Source organism: Ralstonia sp. OTU4908, assembly GCF_038440115.1.
Lineage (GTDB): Bacteria > Pseudomonadota > Gammaproteobacteria > Burkholderiales > Burkholderiaceae > Ralstonia > Ralstonia pickettii.
Genome location: NZ_JASATD010000004.1, coordinates 95,904 through 113,269, shown reverse-complemented (window position 1 = coordinate 113,269; position 17,366 = coordinate 95,904). Strand labels below are relative to the sequence as shown.

Sequence of the window (17,366 nt, the reverse complement as noted above, 5' to 3'; positions counted from 1 at the left end):
TCAGTCAGCGCTATTGACGCTGCCGGAAGCAGCCGTGCTCAGGTACAACGCACCCTCATTGGCGACCAGTTCGCCGGCGTTCAGACCCTCAAGGATCTGCACGAAGCCGTCCTGCTCAAGGCCGAGCTTGATCACGCGCCGCGCAAAGCGCTTGCGGTCGGTGGTGACCCAGGCGGTCATGGTGCCGTCACCCTCGCGCACTACGCCGTCCATCGCCAATGCTGGAGATTGGATGGGCGCGCCGGTGGTGATGTCGAACGAGGTGAACATGCCGGGGCGCAATTCGTGCTTAGGGTCGTCGATTTCCGAGCGCACCAGGATACGGTGCGTATTGGCGTCGACCGACGCGCCCACGGTGGTGATCTTGCCGTTGAAGACCCGGCCGGGGAATGCCATGACGTGAATCTTGACCGGCTGTCCAACATGCAGAAGCGGCACGTCGGCTTCCGGCACAAAGGCCTGCATCCACATGGTTGACACGTCAGCCACCGTAAATGGCGCCGTGCCGTTGCCCGGTTGCAAGAGCAAGCCCGGCTGGGCGCTGCGCGCAGTCACCTGACCCGAGATCGGACTGACCACTGTCAGCAGCGAATCGGTCTTGCGCGTCTGGACGATCTGGTCCATCTGCGCGGGTGTCTTGCCAAATACCGCCAGGGCTTCACGCGCGGCCTTGTAGGCAGCCTCAGCAGCTTGCTGGTCAGAGATAGCCTGGTCCAGATCCTTCTGTGCCAAGCCCTGAATCTCATACAACTGGCGCGCACGGGCCAGCGCATCGGTCGTCAGCTTGCGCGTGCCAGCAGTGGAGATCAGCGTGGATTCTGCTTGCACCAGATCGGGGCTCTCGATATCAAACAGCGGCTTGCCCTTGGCAACGGTGTCGCCCACCTTGGCATACGTGTTGCGGATCTTGCCCTGGTATGACGTGAAGACCTGCACCGCGTGGTCCTCGTTAAAATCGACATTGCCCACGGCTTCACGCCGGCTGGCGAATGCACGCAGCTCCACAGGTGCGACCTTGATGTACTGCAATTGGCCCTGGCTCAAAGTGACGGCTTGGCCATCACGCGACGGCGACGCAGGCACAGCGACGGGCGCGCCTGTGTACGACGGAGCGAGCGCGGCTTCCGAGCGATTCTGGCTCCCGATTCCCCACATCAGGCCACCAACGACCAACGCAGCAACGGCGCCCCCAATGGCAGCGGACTTGTAATCGACCTGCACAGCAATACCCCAGACGATAGAAATTTGCCCGCATGATGCTGCTCACCCACAGATCGGTCTACTGTGATGAATCACAGTTCGCAATGATTCGCCGCTCTCATAGAATCGCCGCCATTCGATCAGACTGGGTGCCTCCATGCCCGCCAACACTGCCCTTGGCACGCCATCTTCCGCCTCCGTTCTTCTACGCCTGACTGCCATGGCGGCGGCATGCCTATTGACCACCGCCTGCGCGGTCGGACCGGATTTCAAAACACCCGAAGCCCCTAAGGTAAGCGGCTATACGCCGCAGCCACTGCCGCAACAGACGTCGACCGCCGCCACGCAGGGTGGAGAGGCGCAGCGCTTCGTGTCGGGGATGCCGGTGTCCGACCAATGGTGGAAGACGTTTCAGTCGGAAAAGCTGAACAAGACAATCGCCAATGCAATTGCCGCCAGCCCGACTCTTGCCGCCGCCCAGGCTGCCCTGCGCGTGGCGCAGCAGCAGACGCGGGCACAACAGGGAGCGTTCTTCCCGATGCTGCAGGGCTCTTATCAGCCCAGCCGCCAACAGAATGCCGTGGGCACGATTTCGCCCACGCTCACCTCCGGTGCGCCGATCTACACCCTGCACACCGCGCAGCTCACGGTGAGCTATGCACCGGATGTCTTCGGGCTGAATCGCCGCCAGGTGGAATCGCTCAAGGCAACCGAAGATGCGCAGTATTTCCAGATGGAGGCGGCTTATCTCACACTGGCGTCCAACATCGTGGTGGCTGCCGTGCAGGAAGCCTCGCTGCGCGCACAGATCGCGGCGCAGCAACGCATTGTCGATATCAATACGCAGTTGCTCGACAACCTGCACAAGCAGTTCCAACTTGGCGCTGTGACGGGGCTGGAGGTAGCGGCCGCCGAGACGGCGCTGGCGCAAGCGGAGCAGGCGCTGCCCAATCTGCAAAAGCAACTGGCGGTGCAGCGCGATCTGTTGGCCGCTCTGGCCGGCAAACTACCCAGCGAAGGCATCCCCGAGACCTTCACGTTTGCGGACTTCACGCTGCCGAAGGAGTTGCCGGTGTCGCTGCCGTCGGATCTCGTGCGACAACGCCCTGACGTGCGTGCCGCCGAAGAACAACTGCACGCCGCGACTGCACAGGTAGGTGTGGCCATCGCCAATATGCTGCCGCAGTTGACGATTACCGGGACCAAAGGCGGCACCGCCGAAATCTTCAGCCAGATGTTCCGTGACGGGAACGTCTTTTGGAGCCTGGTCGGCAACGTGGCACAGACGTTCTTTGACGGCGGGGCGCTGCTGGCGAAAAAGCGGGCGGCGGTTGCGGGCGTCGATCAAGCGGAGGCGCAGTACCGTGGCACCGTGGTCACCGCTTTCCAGAACGTCGCCGACACCCTACACGCGCTGGATGCCGACGCCGACGTGCTGAAAGCCTCGCTCAAATCCGAGCAGGCCGCACGCAAGACGTTGAACATCACAGACAAGCAGCGGGCAATCGGCCAAGTCAACCTCCTCGCCGTGCTGAACGCCGAGCAGGCCTATCAGACAGCAGCGCAGGCCACTATCGAGGCGCGCGCAAACCGACTCTCGGACACGGCTGCGCTATTTCAAGCGCTAGGGGGCGGGTGGTGGAACCGGGGCGGAGGTGACATCGCACAGCGCTGATGCTGACGAGGCGTGGGCCTTCCAATTGAGAATTGAAGCCCACCAACTGATGATCAGCTCAAGGGGATTTCGAAAATCCACTTAAACGTCCATCGGTCGGTAGCGCGCGTCAAACCTCGGCCCACGCCAAAGTTGAAAACGAACGGCTTGCGATCCACGTCAAACGCAAGAAAGGCGGTGTGCTGCTGTTCTTGCAATGGCAAAACATGGTCGACGCGCCCCAGCCCAGCGTAGTACTCCAATCCAGCGCGAACACCTGTTGCCAATGTCCGCGCGACCTTGAAGGCAGGTGCGACTTCGGGCACCCCGCTGCGGTCAGGGCCAGAGAGGTTCCAGTCGAGCACTGGGTTGAACGCCCATAGCCACTCTTCATTCTGATAACCGTAGATTGGTCGCAACTCGGCCGCTTGCTGCGATTGATCAAACCGATTTGCAACGTGAGCGAGCTCGACGTTGACACCAGCGAAGTAACCGACGCCTTCTTCCGGTCGAACGGGCATCCACTTCACGCGCACTTTTGGCCCCGTGACGTAGTAGGTGTTCTCGCGTGTGAGCGCGGTCGGGACGTACAGGCCAAGCTCTACCGACGACGTCAGGCCGTAAGAAAACTCGGCCGTAGCCCGCCAACCATGCGGCGTTGTGACTTCGCGCGGATAGGACGGTTCCGAAATGCCGCTTGGCGTTGTGTTGAGGTGCAGCTCAAGACCAAACTCGCCAGGTGCGTTGATGTCACCGGTGTAGACCTGAATCTCATCTGGAAGGACGGCATGCGCCGGAAGCGCCGATAGACCCAGTAACGTAACGATGAGCCCGACAAGGCTGGAGAGGCGTGCATGCAGCATGGATGGCTCCGATTTCTAGCCGCGCAAGCATAGACGCGACGCAAGTTCTTTTGCGGAATAACCCGGTGCCGCAAACAAAAACCGGCATGAGATGCGTTTTCGTTTGCACTACTCCGGTTCACCTCCGTACGGTATCCGACACGTATGGCACTGTGATTTGTACGGTATCACTGTGTGAAGGACCTGCCCTAAACTGAATATAGGGCTTGGACTTTCAGCATATGCGCAACGACTATCGAACAGGTCCGTGGCCGCGGGTCCAATATCGAGGAACAAGGGGCGGATGATGATAGGAACTCCGAGGAAGCTTGCTCTTCATTCGACACTGCGCGTGGCAGCACTCAGCACCCTATTGATCATGACCCTCGCCGGTTGCACGACCATCTATGAAGGCAAATATGCGTACGACGAGGGATGGAGAGTCGGAGAAATCGAAAAGGTTGGAGCGCCTGCCGATCTGGGGAGGTTCGTGGCGCTGTGTCAGCAAGGGGTAGGCCAATCCAGCGCGCCGCAACTGTTTGCTGTCGTGAGGTTTGACTTCGGAACCATGGCCGACAAATACATGCATAGCGGGCGGAAATTGCGCCACGTGGTGGTACCGCTACCCGCGGGTAGTACGTTGAGGAAGGACACTCCCGTATACGTGAACATTCACGATTGCGAGCAACCTCTGGTCCCCGTTGCCCAACTGGACTCACAACCGCTTCAGTTACCCCGCGCGTGAAGCTGGAAGTACGCCGAAGCTCTCGCCGGCACGCGCCGAAGCTGAGCAAATGCAAGTAAATAGCAGTTGGCCTGGCCTTACCCTGTCAGCAGTCCGGCGATCCGCACCAGCACCAGCCCCGCCGCCACCACAAGGTAGCCGCGCAGCACGAACATCCACGTGCGTTTGAGCGGCGTCCACCGCGCCGGTGTGAGCTGCTCCAGCGGCGGCATCGTCCAGTGGTCACGATTAAGCACGCTCACACGTTGCGGATGATGCGGCCGATACGTGCGTCGCTCGATGCGCCACAGCACCAGTGACATGACGATGGCGATGAGCGAACCGCCCACCAGGATCGCGCCGATCTCGAACTCGCCAATGCCGGGAAACAGCACCGCCGCAGTGAGGATGACGGACAGCATCACCAGCACCGCCACCACGCCGCCCGTGAAGATGTTCATGGCGCGGCCGTTCGTCCATGGGCCGAGCACGGCCTTGTCGTTACACAACAGCAGCAGAAACACCGTCGCGCTTGGCAGCAGCACACCGGCCAGCGACTGCACCGCGTTGGTCAGCAACCCCAGCGGTACACCAGGCGTCACCACCAAGCCGGCAGCCAGCAAGGTCAGCCCGAAGTAGATCGCGTAGAAGCCCTTGGCCTCCGTCGGCTTGCGATGCAGCGAGTGCCGCACGGCAAACACATCACCAATCGCATACGCCGTGGACAACGACACCGCGCACGCGCCGATGATGCTGGCATCCAGCAGCGCAATCGCAAACAGCACCCCGGCCCAGCGGCCCGAATGGGCTTCCAACCCTTTCGCCGTACCCAGCGCATCGGTGTAGTTGCCGAACGCGGGCGTGCCGTGGAAGGCCTGCGCGCTGAACGCGATCATCGCCACCGCTCCGGCAATCACCAGCACGATGCCCAGCCACAGGTCCGCACGCTCATAGCGGATGAAGCGCGCGGTGATGCGCTTGTCGATCACGTAGCTCTGCTGGAAGAACAACTGCCACGGCGCCACCGTCGTCCCAACGATGGCGATGATCAGCAGCATCACCTCCGCCAGCGGTGCGCCGGTCGGCAGCGCAGGCACGAAAAAGTCGCGCGCCACCTGCCCCATCGGCGGATGCACCATCACGAACACGGGAATGAGCGTGAGGCTGCCGGCCACCAGCGCCAGCGCAAAGCGCTCGAAGCGGCGGAAGTCTCCGGTGGACGCGGCCAGCATCACCAGCGCGGCCGCCGCACACACGCCCCAATGGCGCGGGATGCCGAGGTACTCCAGCGCGAGGCTGATGCCGATGAACTCCGTCACCAGCGTCAGCGCATTCACGAGAAACAGATCGATGACGGAGAAGCTGCCCCAGAACTTGCCGAAGCGCGCAAAGATGAGCCGCGCATGGCCCACACGGGTGACGGCGCCCAGGCGCAGCACCATCTCCTGGTTCACGTAAAGCACAGGGATGAGCAACAGCAACGTCCAGAGCAGCGTGGTGCCGTAGTTCTGCCCGGCCTGCGTGTAGGTGCCGAAGGCACCGGCATCGTTGTCGCCGACCATGACGATCAGGCCGGGGCCGAGGATGGCGAGCAGCGTCCGCAAACGCGCACGCCAGCTATCCCGTGCGCCGGTGTCATGGTGGGCGATGGTGCCGAGTGCACCACGGATGTCGCCCACATGGGCGTCGTCGAGCGCGGCGTGACGCGGTGGTGCGTCGATGCCCGAAGCGAAATGGGTCATATCGACCTCCGTTTGTTGGTGTTGTTGGATACCGCGCGTGGGCCTACCAGTAGGTGCGCGACAGCCGGATGGCCGCTGCGGCGTAACCGTGGTTGGAGAGCGATTGGCCGTCGCCAGCGCGCCGATTGGGCGTGGCGGCCACGTCGTTGGCGCGTTCAGGCGCACCGGCCCGTGCTTGCACGAACGGCGAGCTGAACGGCAGTGCAATCGCCGAGAAACGACGGGCGGGGATGTTGAATTTGCGCATGGGTCACTCCTGGCCGCATGGGCACCATCGGTGCACGGCATGCGGCAATCGCCGCGCAAGGGCGTGGACCCCGAGCGGCGGATTCAAACGATCAAGGAGCGACGAGAGACACCGCTGCCTTGCCTGGACGGCAAGTCAGCAGCAGGGAACAACCGTGCGGCGGACTCGCCTAGTGGGATGAAAATGTCGGGTAAGGTCGACTCGGACTGTCCATATGGGTCCTCCGATTGCAAAAGTGCCGCTTAGTAATCAATGCGCATCAGCAGGAGCGCAGCACGGACGCTCTCGCGCAATTGCCGCGCCGGTCCGATGCAAATAAGCACGCTTCAGGGATGCAATGCCGCCTGCTTCGCGTGCCCGTTACTCAAAACGCTAGTTGGACAGAAATTCTGCATCAAAAATCCAGATGAAGGCGTGCGGCTACGACCGAAACAGGTCCCCGGTCCCGGTTATAGGCGGGGTGGACAATGTACTGGTAGTCGAGCCCAGCAGTGACATGAGGCATGGCTGCCCAAGTGTAGTAAATTTCAGCGATCCGCTCAGTACCGTAGTTCAGTGCGCCGTCCCCGATCAGGACGCCCAACCCGCCGGCCGCAAAATACTGCCTCGCCGCCTTGGATAAACCGTTCACTGCAAAAGCAGCGCCAAGCCTGTCTTTGGAACGCGCCCAGCGGCTACCGGACATGGAAAGGCCCGCAGAAACTGACTGATTGATATCGGTGAAGTCAAAGGTCTCTTTGTTGCCGTCATTCATGCTGGCCCGAGCAAAGAAACCCAAATCATTTGCCAGTTCTTGCTCAACATTGAGCGCGACGCCACGTCGGGAGGCGAACTGCCTGACCAAGGATGTATCTGGCGTCGATCCTGTCTGCTGCGCCAGACTCACCGCATCGTCATAGCGGCCCATATAGCCGCGGTTCACGAAGGCCAGGAATTTCAACTTGCCCGGACGGCCCAACAACTGATGGCGCGCTTCGATTTCGCCGACCCATTCATGCTGCTTGAAGCCTACATCGATGGACTCGCTATTCGGTGTCGTTGACAGGGCAAAGAAGCCCCCGCGCACGGTCCACCAAGATTGTGTCCACTCCACCGCAGCACCGCGCGTGTACCCCCACGCGTCCGCCGCATAATCGAAAGCACCGGCTTCGATAACAGACCAGTTCAAGAAGTCTGCACGGGGATCATGCGCGTAGCTGTTGGTGTCAAAGACGTCCACTACGGCAAATTTGCCGACGGTGACGGTGATGTTGTCAGCGGATCTCGACCCAGCGAGTTGATTTGCCGCTGACTCCAACGGTTCAGACTCCCCCCCCAGGTTGATGGTCTGTCGCAGGAAAAGCCGCGGCAGCTTATGGTAAGGCGTGTTGTTGCCGACTTTGTATGCACCTCCGCTAGGAAAGCCGGCCACACCGAGCGTGTTGCTCAAGCCAAAGCCCTGATCAATTTCGGCGTTCGCATACAACTCGGCTCCATGCCAAAGACGCAGCCCAACGAAGAGCGTCATGTCGGTGGTTTCACTGCTCTCGCCGTCGGAGGCCAAAGAGTTCGCGCCAGCGTAGGGGGCTCGGAACTTGGAGTGCCACTGGGTGATATGAGTGGCCTGCGCGTGGAAATTCCACCACTGTGCCTCCGGCATTGCCGGCGCTTGCTCGGCAGAAGCAGGCGATTTAGAACCCACGGCATTCTGATCCTCCGCCGAAGAAGTAGGCGGGGTTTCGGCTAGGACGGTATTTTCTGCGTGGGCAACGCAAGCCAAGGCAGACATCAGCACTGCCATGGACAGCTGAGCTGAACGGCGACGGGCGACCTGGCTAAGGACTGTGGCTCGCACTACAGAAAGCGAACGCACTGCCACCCAAATGTGTTGAATAAGGGGAAAAAACAGCATGGGGCCTCCCAATAGCGACGCGCACGAAAACGTGCGGCCACATGGCCGTACCGGAGAACAACAATCGAATTCAGGAAGAGGCTCGCGCAGAGAACCTACGCAAGAACCACCACCTGCCGTGCAACTTAGCCGTTCAGAGTGCGACCCAAGATCGACTAGAACAACTGTCCATGGAAATTTTTCCGTAGTTGTGACGGCGCGCAGATTAGCAAGTCTCACGCAAGCCAGCAAGGCATTTCTTCGCGTATGCCATGTACAACAATTAGGCAGTCCTGAGGGTCGGCGGGTCAATAGCGCGCACTAGAGAATCCAAAGATAACAATCAGTGCGAACAGCGCATATAGAGAACTCATGGCCAACAGTGTCCGCCCATTCACAACGCCACGCCGGAAAAGCGCCCACAGGGATAGGATGGCCAGCGCGGGCGCAATACGCACCAACTGAAATGGAACTGCTAGCTCGATGGCTGCTCAGTGTAGGTGCCATGGTCACCATCATCGCCTTGTTCGTCGCTGTCTACATTACTGACAGGCGCGCGGAGCAACGTTATGGGCGAGCAATTGAGCAGCGTGAGGTCTCGGATTTGAGCACTGCGGACCCCTCTTAAGCGCGCGTGGCGCCCGACCTATCCAGGCACTTGCAGGCAATTACCCGACTCACCCTGCCACCGGCCGATCAACGTGATTAGACCTTGCAATGCTTAAACTTCTTATGCCCGTCAACGGCTCCCGCCCCGCCACGCACTGGATGCGGTGCGCCATGCGGCCTTCCGCTGCCAGGACCGTTGTGCGTCGCATATCGTGCTGCTGAATGTGCAGACGCCGCTCGAAAGGGGCCGCGCCAGCGCCTACTACTCCCTTGAGGTGCTACGCTAGCTTGAAGAAAAGGGCGGCGAAGAGGCACTGCGTCAAGCGCGCGCCATCTTGGACGACGCTGGCTCCCACTACGTGGCACAGATCAGCGTCGGCCGCGAGGCCGAAACCATCGTGCAAACTGCTGCTGCCAACCAATGCGACATGATCGTGATGGGCTCGGCAGCTCGCACGCCGCTGGGCTCATTAATGGCAGCTAGGCTCTCGAATCAGCTGATGCGCCTGTCGCGCACTCCGGTAACGCTGATACGCCGAGTCGGCCGGCCTAGCGCAGTGGCTTGCGCTGGAATCAGAGCAGTTCGTTCAGCCAAATTTGGTTGAAATCATCTTCGCTATTTTTTGCAGCATAGTTCGCTATTTCCTGGGCAAACGGCGGGGTTTTTTGCAGTTTCCTTCGCTACATCGACATGTGTCCAATCGGGGAGTAAAGCAAAAGGGTGAGCGATGGCGTTGCGGGCCGGCGGCAGGAAATCCCGCGTGGCGCAGTCGGACGTTTTCGCCCTCGTATATGCAGAGGGCTACGCCGTTTGGTTCGATGCAAATGTTGCACCCTCTGCAGCGGAACTCAATGTAGTATACCCCCCCATAGTATATTTATCGAGGTCATGGATGAGCCATACCATCCGCGAGAAGCAAAAGCTGCTCAACCGCGTTCGGCGCATCCGCGGCCAACTCGATGCGATTGAGCGTGCGCTGGAGGAGGAACAGGGGTGCGCGCCGGTCCTGCAGCAGATCACGAGTTGCCGCGGCGCCATGAACGGCTTGCTGGCCATCGTGCTGGAAGACCACATCCGCACCCACCTGACCGAGGTGGATGACGAACATGAACACGCCGAGGGCAGCGCCAAGGAGCAGCTGATCGAGGTCGTGCACAGCTATTTCAAATGAGCCAGCCATGAGTAACTTCTACGACACGCCGTTCGGTATCGGCCATGACCACGTGTTCCTGGGGGCGGGGCACGAGAAAAACGAGCGCAAGACATGGGGGGTGATCGTGCTCTGCACCCTCATGATGGCCGCCGAGATCATCGGCGGCAGCATGTTCGGCTCGCTGGCCCTGGTGGCTGATGGGCTGCACATGTCGACGCACGCCGGCGCCATGCTGATCGCGGCGCTGGCCTACACCTATGCGCGGCGCCACGCGAACGACCCGCGCTTTGTGTTCGGTACGGGCAAGCTCGGTGACCTGGCCGGCTTCACCAGCGCCATCATCCTGGCGATGATCGCGCTGCTGATTGGCTACGAAGCGGTGGTTCGATTCCTCTCGCCGGTGCCGATCCACTTTGGTGAGGCGATCCCGATTGCGGTCGTCGGTTTGCTGGTGAATATCGCAAGCGCCTGGCTGCTGAGCGGTGGCGACCACGGTGGTCACAGCCATGGTCACCATCATCACCATGGTCACGCCCACGGACACGATCACGGCGCAGCCGGACTTGGCGACACGCATCCGCATGGCAAGGAAGTGCAACACATCGACGCGCCAGCGGGTGTGTTTGCACTTTCGATCTTCGAAGATGGCCTACCGCCAGTGTTCCGCCTGGCTGGAGAGACCGCCCCGCTACCCAGCGACGTGGCGACGGTCACCACCATCCGACCCGACGGCAGCCGGCAGGAATTCCTGATGGTCCGCAAGGCGAACTACCTGGAATCCACAACAGAAATTCCGGAGCCGCACGCCTTTACTGCCGTACTCGGCATTGGCGGTCAGGAATACAGCATGGCCTTTGAAGAGCATGACCACGAACACGCCGATGGACACGGGGCGCACCATCGCGACCACAACATGCGCGCGGCCTATGTGCACGTTGTGGCCGATGCCGCCGTCTCGGTTCTGGCCATCATCGGGCTGTTGCTGGCAAAAACCTTCGGCTGGCTCTGGATGGACCCGCTTGCAGGCGTCGTCGGTGCGCTGGTCATTGCTAACTGGGCCTACGGACTGATGCGCGACACGGGTGGCATCCTGGTCGACATGACCCCCGACAAGCACATCGGCAGCCGCATCAAGACTGCACTGGAGACCGATGGCGACACGCTGCTCGATCTGCACGTCTGGCGCATCGGCCCTGGGCACTTGGGCGTGGTGCTCTCGGTGGGCACACGCCAAGCGCATCGCGGACCGCAGTTTTATCACGAACGGCTGCGGCGATTCCAAGCCCTGTCACACGTTACGGTCGAGGTTCATTCGTTACCGACCGAATGACCTGACGTCCGACCCGAACATATCCCCCGGACCACTAGCAAGGGAGGCGGTACCCCGTCATGTGGGGGCCGCTCCACCGCCTTTCCCCGACCAAAACAACAAGACATTGCCGCGGCCTATCTGCGGACGCTCCTCTCCCGACCATGTACCGCCCATCTAGATTTGCCCGCATTTGCGCGGCAGCGCTTGCTCTTGCTGCGCTCGCTTGCAGCCCATCACACGCGCACGGCATTGCTGGCAACCGCTTCTTTCCGGGAACACTGAATTTCGACGACCCCGCTGTTGCTGACGAATTCTCGATCACCGCTGGCACCGTGCAACACCCAGGCGACGGCGGCAACGTCACGGATCACGCCACGACTGTCTCGTTTGCGCGGCTGCTGACACCTGAGGTCTCGATCGGCTTTGACACTGGCTTCATCCGGCGCGACTGGGAAGGTGCACGCCAGCCCGGCGCGACCGGTTCCGACCTGATTCTCAAATCCCGGCTCTACGAAGACGATCTGAACGAGACGCTTGTGGCCGCCTCGCTGATCTATGGGCTGCCCCAGACCGGCGCTAAACGCCTCGGCGCCAGCACGGCAGCGACCATCGCGCCCAGCCTGTACGTTGGCCAGGGGTTCGGATCGCTGCCTGACGCCTGGTCCTGGTTGCGGCCGTTCGGCATCACGGCGGGCGTCAGCGTGGCCGTACCGACCAGCAAAGCATCGGACAACCTGAGCTATGACCCGATGACGCGACAGTTCAACCCTGTAAGGACAGCCAACGTCACCACCGTGCATTGGGGGTTCGCATTGGAGTACAGCACGCTCTATTTGACGGATCGGTTTGTACCCGGCGTGCTCCCCAAAGAGGAACCCCTCCACCAATGGATCCCCTTGGTTGAGTTCGCATTCGACTCACCACGCGGTCAGCGCACGCGCGGCACCGTCAACCCCGGCGTCGCCTACATCAAAGATACATGGCAGGTGGCAGCCGAGCTGGTCCTGCCGTTGACCCACGGATCGACACGGGGCGTGGGCGCCAATTTGCAGGTGTTGTTCTTCCTGGACGATTTCCTGCCGGCGCTGTTCGGAAAGCCGATCCTGACCCGCTAGCAGGGGTGCTCTGCTAAACTGCGGCCCGTTGTCATTGGGGAGTAGCCATTCCGGGCGCAATGCTCGGAAGTCCACATCAACAAACTTGAGACCGTGCTGTCTCATGGTGTGGACAGCCTCTGCTGTAAGCAGAGCCGCCAGGCGAGACCTTTGGCCGCGACGTGCGCACCCCGGCCGGGCGACGCGCGTCGTCGTGCCATGGGTTTATCGCGTTGCCTGGCCACCTTATTCCATGCTCCTCACGATCGGTCTTTTCCTGATGTCGGCAGGCACCATTTATTTGGCCTGCGAATACTTCGTCAACGGCATCGAATGGTGCGGCAAGCGACTGAATCTTGGCGCCACAGCCGTCGGCTCAGTATTGGCCGCTTTTGGGACCGCACTGCCTGAAAGTGCCGTCACGTTCGTGGCTGTGGTCTTCGGTTCGACGGCCGAGCAGAAGGACCTCGGTGTCGGCGCTGCGATGGGCGGCCCGCTTGTCCTGGCCACACTCGCGTATGCGGTTGTTGGTTTGGCGTTGATGATGAATCGACGACGGCTTGGCCGCGCTACCGCGGAAGTCAAGGTCGACCATGCCCGCATGAGCCGCGACCAAGCGGGCTTCCTTGGCGTCTTTGTTGTCAAGGTTGCCCTGGGGCTTGTTGCCTTTGCATATAAGCCTTGGCTCGGCATCCTTTTCCTCGTGGCGTATGCGATCTACGTCTGGCGCGAGATCAAGGACAGTGACACGGCACCGGAGGAAGAGGCGCTGGAGCCCCTCTCAATTCGCCCGAAGTTGGCGGAACCTCCACTGGGGTGGGCTGTGCTGCAAGCGCTGCTCGCGCTGGTCGTCATCGGCGGGGCTTCGCACGTCTTCGTGGCACAGCTCGAAGCGATTGGCACAGCGCTGCACTGGCCAGCACACCTTGTCGCGCTGCTGCTTAGCCCCGTTGCGACCGAGTTGCCCGAGACGATGAACGCGCTGATTTGGGTCCGCCAGGGCAAGGAACGCCTCGCCTTGGCCAACATCTCGGGAGCCATGATGATTCAGGCCACCATCCCGAGCGCACTGGGGATCTTCTTCACGCCGTGGCGATTTGATGGGCCGCTGCTTGCGTCCGGCATCATTACCGCGGTCGCCATCCTGTTCTTGTGGATGATGTTCCGGCGCGGCGTCATGCATGGGCGAACCTTGATAGCAGTCAGCTCCTTGTACGCGCTCTTTGCGCTTGTTCTTGCGATCGGATTTCCGGTCACCCGCTAGCGGGACGCCTTGCATCGTTTCATGCTGTCGACACACACCGGGCCCCCGGGCGCCAGCGATGGACTTCCGAACGGCAAGGTGACAACGTCGACTCCGGCTCCGCGCTCTCCTCGCCAGTCAGCTCGGCGCTTGTTCCAATGTCCTTCGCCAAGCCGACACGACCAGCAGATACGTCGGTGGATCAGTGGATCAGCGGCGTGGGCGGCAACAGCTTGACACCGGGCAGTTCGCATTGCGCGACCGCCTTGGCCACCGCCTCGATGGCGGCAATGCGGGTAAAGCTCTTGCGCCAGGCCAGAACCACACGGCGGTCGGGCACCGGCTCCTGGAACGGTACGTAGGTCAGGAGATCGGTGGCGGCGGGCTGCATGTTCGGCACCGATGTACGCGGCAGCACTGTAATGCCGACACCGCTGGCAACCATATGCCGGATCGTTTCGAGCGACGAGCCTTCGAACGTCTTCTGGATACCGTCGGCGTTCTGCGAGAAGCGCGACAGCTCGGGACACACGCCCAGCACGTGATCGCGGAAGCAATGGCCGTTGCCGAGCAATAGCATGGTTTGCTGCTTGAGCGCCTCCGGGTCCACCGACGACGCCTTGGCCAGTTCATGACCGCGCGGCACCGCCACGACAAAAGGCTCGTCGTACAGCGGCACCGTCATCAGGCCCGCCTCGGGAAACGGCTCGGCCATGATGGCGCAGTCGATCTCGCCCTGCTTGAGCAGCTCCACCAGCCGCACAGTGAAATTCTCCTGCAGCATCAGCGGCATCTGCGGGACGGTGTTGATCATCTGCTTGACCAGCGCGGGCAGCAGGTAAGGGCCGATCGTATAAATCACCCCAAGCCGCAGCGGCCCGGCCAGCGGGTCCATCCCCTGCTTGGCGATCTCGCGGATCGCCATCGTCTGTTCGAGCACACGTTGCGCCTGCGTGACGATCTGCTCGCCGACGGGCGTGACGCTCACTTCCGACGCGCCGCGCTCGAAGATCTGCACGGCCAGTTCGTCTTCCAGCTTCTTGATGGCGACCGACAATGTCGGTTGCGAGACGAAGCAGGCCTCGGCGGCACGCCCAAAGTGGCGTTCCCGCGCGACGGCGACGATGTATTTGAGTTCGGTGAGCGTCATGACGATCAATCGGCTTGAGGATATCGATAGATTTTACCAAGGGACGTGCAATATTGCTTGCGGTCGAACGGTTGGCCGGCATTGACAACGCTGCCGGTCGCCCCATCTTCCGTGGATTCGCCCCACCGAAACAAAAAGGAGCCGCTCCACCATGCGTGACGAACCTACCGGCAGCCGATCCCTGCCCCGCGGCAGGCGCCGCTTCCTGACGACGGCCGTGGCGCTCATGGCTGTGCTGCATCTCTACATCGGGTGCCGGCTGCTACCGGATCTGGGCTGGAACGGGGCGGGTTGGGCTGCCGGCATCCTTTTCCTGCTCGTTTCGACGGTCATGATCCCCACCGGGATGGCCGCGCGCTTTGTGATCCGCCCCATCTCGCTGGCGGATCGCGTGTCTTGGTTCGGTGCGTTGCTGATGGGCCTGCTCTCTTCGCTGTTCGTGCTGACGCTGCTGCGCGACATCGCGCTGATCGTGCTGCCACAGGCTTATCGGCATGACTCGGCCCTGCTCGTCGTCGCGCTCACCTTGCTGGTGACGTTGATCGGCTATGTCAACGCGCGTCGCATCCCCCGCGTCGCGCGGGTGACGGTGCCCATTGCGGGCCTACCGGCGCCGCTGCACGGCTTCACCATCGCGCAAATCACCGATCTGCATGTCGGCCCCACCATCAAGCGTGCGTATGTCGCGGGCGTGGTGGACCGGCTCAATGCGCTGCAACCGGATGTCATCGCCGTGACAGGTGATCTGGTGGACGGCGAGGTGGACGTGTTGCGTCCGCATATCGCGCCGCTCGCAGGCATGTCGGCAAGGCACGGCGTTTTTGCGGTGACGGGCAATCACGAGTACTACTCGGGCGTCGGTCCCTGGGTGTCGGAGTTCGAACGGCTGGGCATGCGGGTCCTGATGAACGAGCATGCAGTGCTGGAACACGACGGCGCGCCACTGGTGATCGCAGGCGTGACCGATTTCAGTGCGGGTAAGTTCGACACTGCGCACACGAGCGATCCGACGCGAGCGCTGGCGGGATCGCCGTCCGGCGTGACGCCCACGATCCTGCTCGCGCATCAACCGCGTAGCGCCCCGGCCGCGGCAGAGGCCGGCTTCGACCTGCAACTGTCAGGACACACGCATGGCGGCCAGTTCTGGCCGTGGAGCCTGTTCGTTCCGCTGCAGCAGCCATTTACGGCCGGGTTGCACAAGCTGGGGCGTCTGTGGATCTACACCAGCCGTGGCACCGGATATTGGGGCCCGCCCAAGCGGTTCGGCGCGCCGTCGGAAATCACGCTGATACGGCTGGAGCCAACCGTTGGCTAAGCCGCAGGCGCCGGCATCCAACAAGCACCCTATGACATCAATGTCTTGCCGCCTGCCGAATCGGCCCGCACCTTCATGGTGCATCCGAAAGTTGTAACGGCGCCTCACACCGGCGACATTTCGGTCTATGTCGTTCGGTTGACCGGGCTAGAATCGCTCGACCCGCTGGCACAGCTGTACCCTCCCATGTCGATCGATCACCCGCCTTTGCAAAACCCAGCCACGCTGCTCGAAATCGTGCGAGCACAGTCCCAGATCGCCAAGCTCGGCACCGATCTGGGCGCCATCATGGCGTTGGTCGCCGAGCGGGCACAGCATCTGACGTGCGCGACGGGCGCGGTGGTCGAAATGGCGGAAGGCGATGAGATGGTCTATCGCGCCACGTCGGGCCTGACCGAAACGCTGCTGGGCCTGCGACTTGCGCGCCAGGGCAGCCTGTCGGGCCTGTGCGTACAGACCGGCGAAATCCTGCACTGCACCGATTCCGAAACCGACCCGCGCGTCGACCGTGAGGCCTGCCGCCGCGTAGGTCTGCGCTCGATGGTGGTCACACCACTGCGCCACCTCGACACCACGGTCGGCGTGCTCAAGCTGGTAGCGCCGGAGGTCGACGCCTTCAGCGCCAGCGACATCGGCGTGCTGGAGTTGATGTCCGAGCTGATTGCCTCGGCCATGTTCCACGCCGCCAACGCCGAGCGCGATCAGCTGTACCTGCGCGCCACGCACGATGCGCTGACGGACCTGCCCAACCGCGCGCTGTTCTATGACCGCCTGCGGCAGTCGATCCATCTGGCGCAACGCGCGCACGGTGGCTTGGGCGTGCTCAACATCGACATGGACAACCTCAAGCTCATCAACGATCGGCATGGGCATCGCGCGGGCGATGCGGCGATCCGCGAGACCGCACAGCGCATGGGCCGCACGGCACGACGCTCCGACACGGTGGCGCGCGTGGGCGGCGACGAGTTTGCCGTGCTCCTGCCTGGCATTGGCGCGCGGGCCGATGCACAGGCGCAAAGCGAGCGGATCATTGAAGAGGTGCAGCAGCCGTACGTGTTCGAGGGCCAGCCGCTGGACCTTCGCGTGAGCGTCGGCATCGCGGTCATGCCCGAAGACGGCACGGAGATCACCACCCTGCTCGATCAGGCCGATCGCGAGATGTACACCGTCAAGCGCTTGCGCAAGCAGGTACAGCCCGCGCATTGAAGCT

14 protein-coding genes and 1 riboswitch are annotated in these 17,366 nt (G+C 61.9%); of the genes, 8 read left to right on the top strand and 6 right to left on the bottom strand.

Going from position 1 to position 17,366, the window contains the following annotated elements; genetic code table 11:
* Entirely contained in the window at window positions 1-1,221 is a 1,221-nt protein-coding gene (locus tag AAHM38_RS05415) for an efflux RND transporter periplasmic adaptor subunit (RefSeq protein ID WP_041668303.1), read from the bottom strand.
* A 136-nt stretch (window positions 1,222-1,357) separates the two neighbouring features.
* On the opposite strand from AAHM38_RS05415, the gene AAHM38_RS05410 reads away from it, so the two are divergent.
* Window positions 1,358-2,875: an efflux transporter outer membrane subunit gene (locus AAHM38_RS05410; protein ID WP_041668305.1), complete on the top strand. Its 1,518-nt coding sequence runs from the start codon at window positions 1,358-1,360 to the stop codon at window positions 2,873-2,875.
* A 53-nt stretch (window positions 2,876-2,928) separates the two neighbouring features.
* Here AAHM38_RS05410 and AAHM38_RS05405 read toward each other — a convergent pair whose 3' ends face one another.
* The 4 genes from AAHM38_RS05405 to AAHM38_RS05390 all read right to left on the bottom strand — a co-directional run bounded on the left by AAHM38_RS05405 (window position 2,929) and on the right by AAHM38_RS05390 (window position 8,300).
* Entirely contained in the window at window positions 2,929-3,717 is a 789-nt protein-coding gene (locus AAHM38_RS05405) for a hypothetical protein (protein ID WP_012762856.1), read from the bottom strand.
* Window positions 3,718-4,518: 801 nt separating this feature from the next.
* Window positions 4,519-6,162 (bottom strand): Nramp family divalent metal transporter, encoded by a 1,644-nt coding sequence (locus AAHM38_RS05400; protein WP_012762858.1) that lies wholly within the window; start codon window positions 6,160-6,162, stop codon window positions 4,519-4,521.
* Window positions 6,163-6,205: 43 nt separating this feature from the next.
* A complete protein-coding gene (locus AAHM38_RS05395; RefSeq protein ID WP_012762859.1) occupies window positions 6,206-6,409 on the bottom strand; it encodes a hypothetical protein in 204 nt (67 codons plus the stop codon).
* Window positions 6,410-6,803: 394 nt separating this feature from the next.
* Complete coding sequence (locus tag AAHM38_RS05390; protein WP_012762860.1) at window positions 6,804-8,300, bottom strand: carbohydrate porin; 1,497 nt, start codon at window positions 8,298-8,300, stop codon at window positions 6,804-6,806.
* 947 nt (window positions 8,301-9,247) lie between these two features.
* On the opposite strand from AAHM38_RS05390, the gene AAHM38_RS05385 reads away from it, so the two are divergent.
* From AAHM38_RS05385 to AAHM38_RS05365, 5 genes are all read left to right on the top strand, one after another.
* Window positions 9,248-9,493 (top strand): universal stress protein, encoded by a 246-nt coding sequence (locus tag AAHM38_RS05385; protein WP_249354802.1) that lies wholly within the window; start codon window positions 9,248-9,250, stop codon window positions 9,491-9,493.
* Window positions 9,494-9,781: 288 nt separating this feature from the next.
* Complete coding sequence (locus AAHM38_RS05380; RefSeq protein ID WP_012762861.1) at window positions 9,782-10,060, top strand: metal/formaldehyde-sensitive transcriptional repressor; 279 nt, start codon at window positions 9,782-9,784, stop codon at window positions 10,058-10,060.
* Between the two features lie 7 nt (window positions 10,061-10,067).
* Window positions 10,068-11,372, top strand: a complete 1,305-nt coding sequence (dmeF, locus tag AAHM38_RS05375; RefSeq protein WP_012762862.1) for a CDF family Co(II)/Ni(II) efflux transporter DmeF — start codon at window positions 10,068-10,070, stop codon at window positions 11,370-11,372.
* Window positions 11,373-11,515: 143 nt separating this feature from the next.
* Entirely contained in the window at window positions 11,516-12,469 is a 954-nt protein-coding gene (locus tag AAHM38_RS05370) for a hypothetical protein (protein WP_012762863.1), read from the top strand.
* 24 nt (window positions 12,470-12,493) lie between these two features.
* Window positions 12,494-12,707, top strand: a riboswitch (yybP-ykoY riboswitch).
* Window positions 12,702-13,712 carry a sodium:calcium antiporter gene (locus AAHM38_RS05365; RefSeq protein WP_012762864.1) on the top strand — a complete coding sequence of 337 codons (1,011 nt, stop codon included), beginning with the start codon at window positions 12,702-12,704 and terminating at the stop codon, window positions 13,710-13,712. It overlaps the preceding riboswitch by 6 nt.
* Window positions 13,713-13,893: 181 nt before the next feature.
* On the opposite strand, the gene AAHM38_RS05360 is transcribed toward AAHM38_RS05365, so the two are convergent.
* Window positions 13,894-14,841 (bottom strand): LysR substrate-binding domain-containing protein, encoded by a 948-nt coding sequence (locus AAHM38_RS05360; RefSeq protein WP_012762865.1) that lies wholly within the window; start codon window positions 14,839-14,841, stop codon window positions 13,894-13,896.
* A 151-nt stretch (window positions 14,842-14,992) separates the two neighbouring features.
* Here AAHM38_RS05360 and AAHM38_RS05355 point away from each other — a divergent pair, with 151 nt between their 5' ends.
* Entirely contained in the window at window positions 14,993-16,156 is a 1,164-nt protein-coding gene (locus tag AAHM38_RS05355; protein ID WP_012762866.1) for a metallophosphoesterase, read from the top strand.
* 75 nt (window positions 16,157-16,231) lie between these two features.
* Window positions 16,232-17,362: a sensor domain-containing diguanylate cyclase gene (locus tag AAHM38_RS05350; RefSeq protein WP_012762867.1), complete on the top strand. Its 1,131-nt coding sequence runs from the start codon at window positions 16,232-16,234 to the stop codon at window positions 17,360-17,362.
* The last annotated feature ends 4 nt before the right edge of the window (window positions 17,363-17,366 follow it).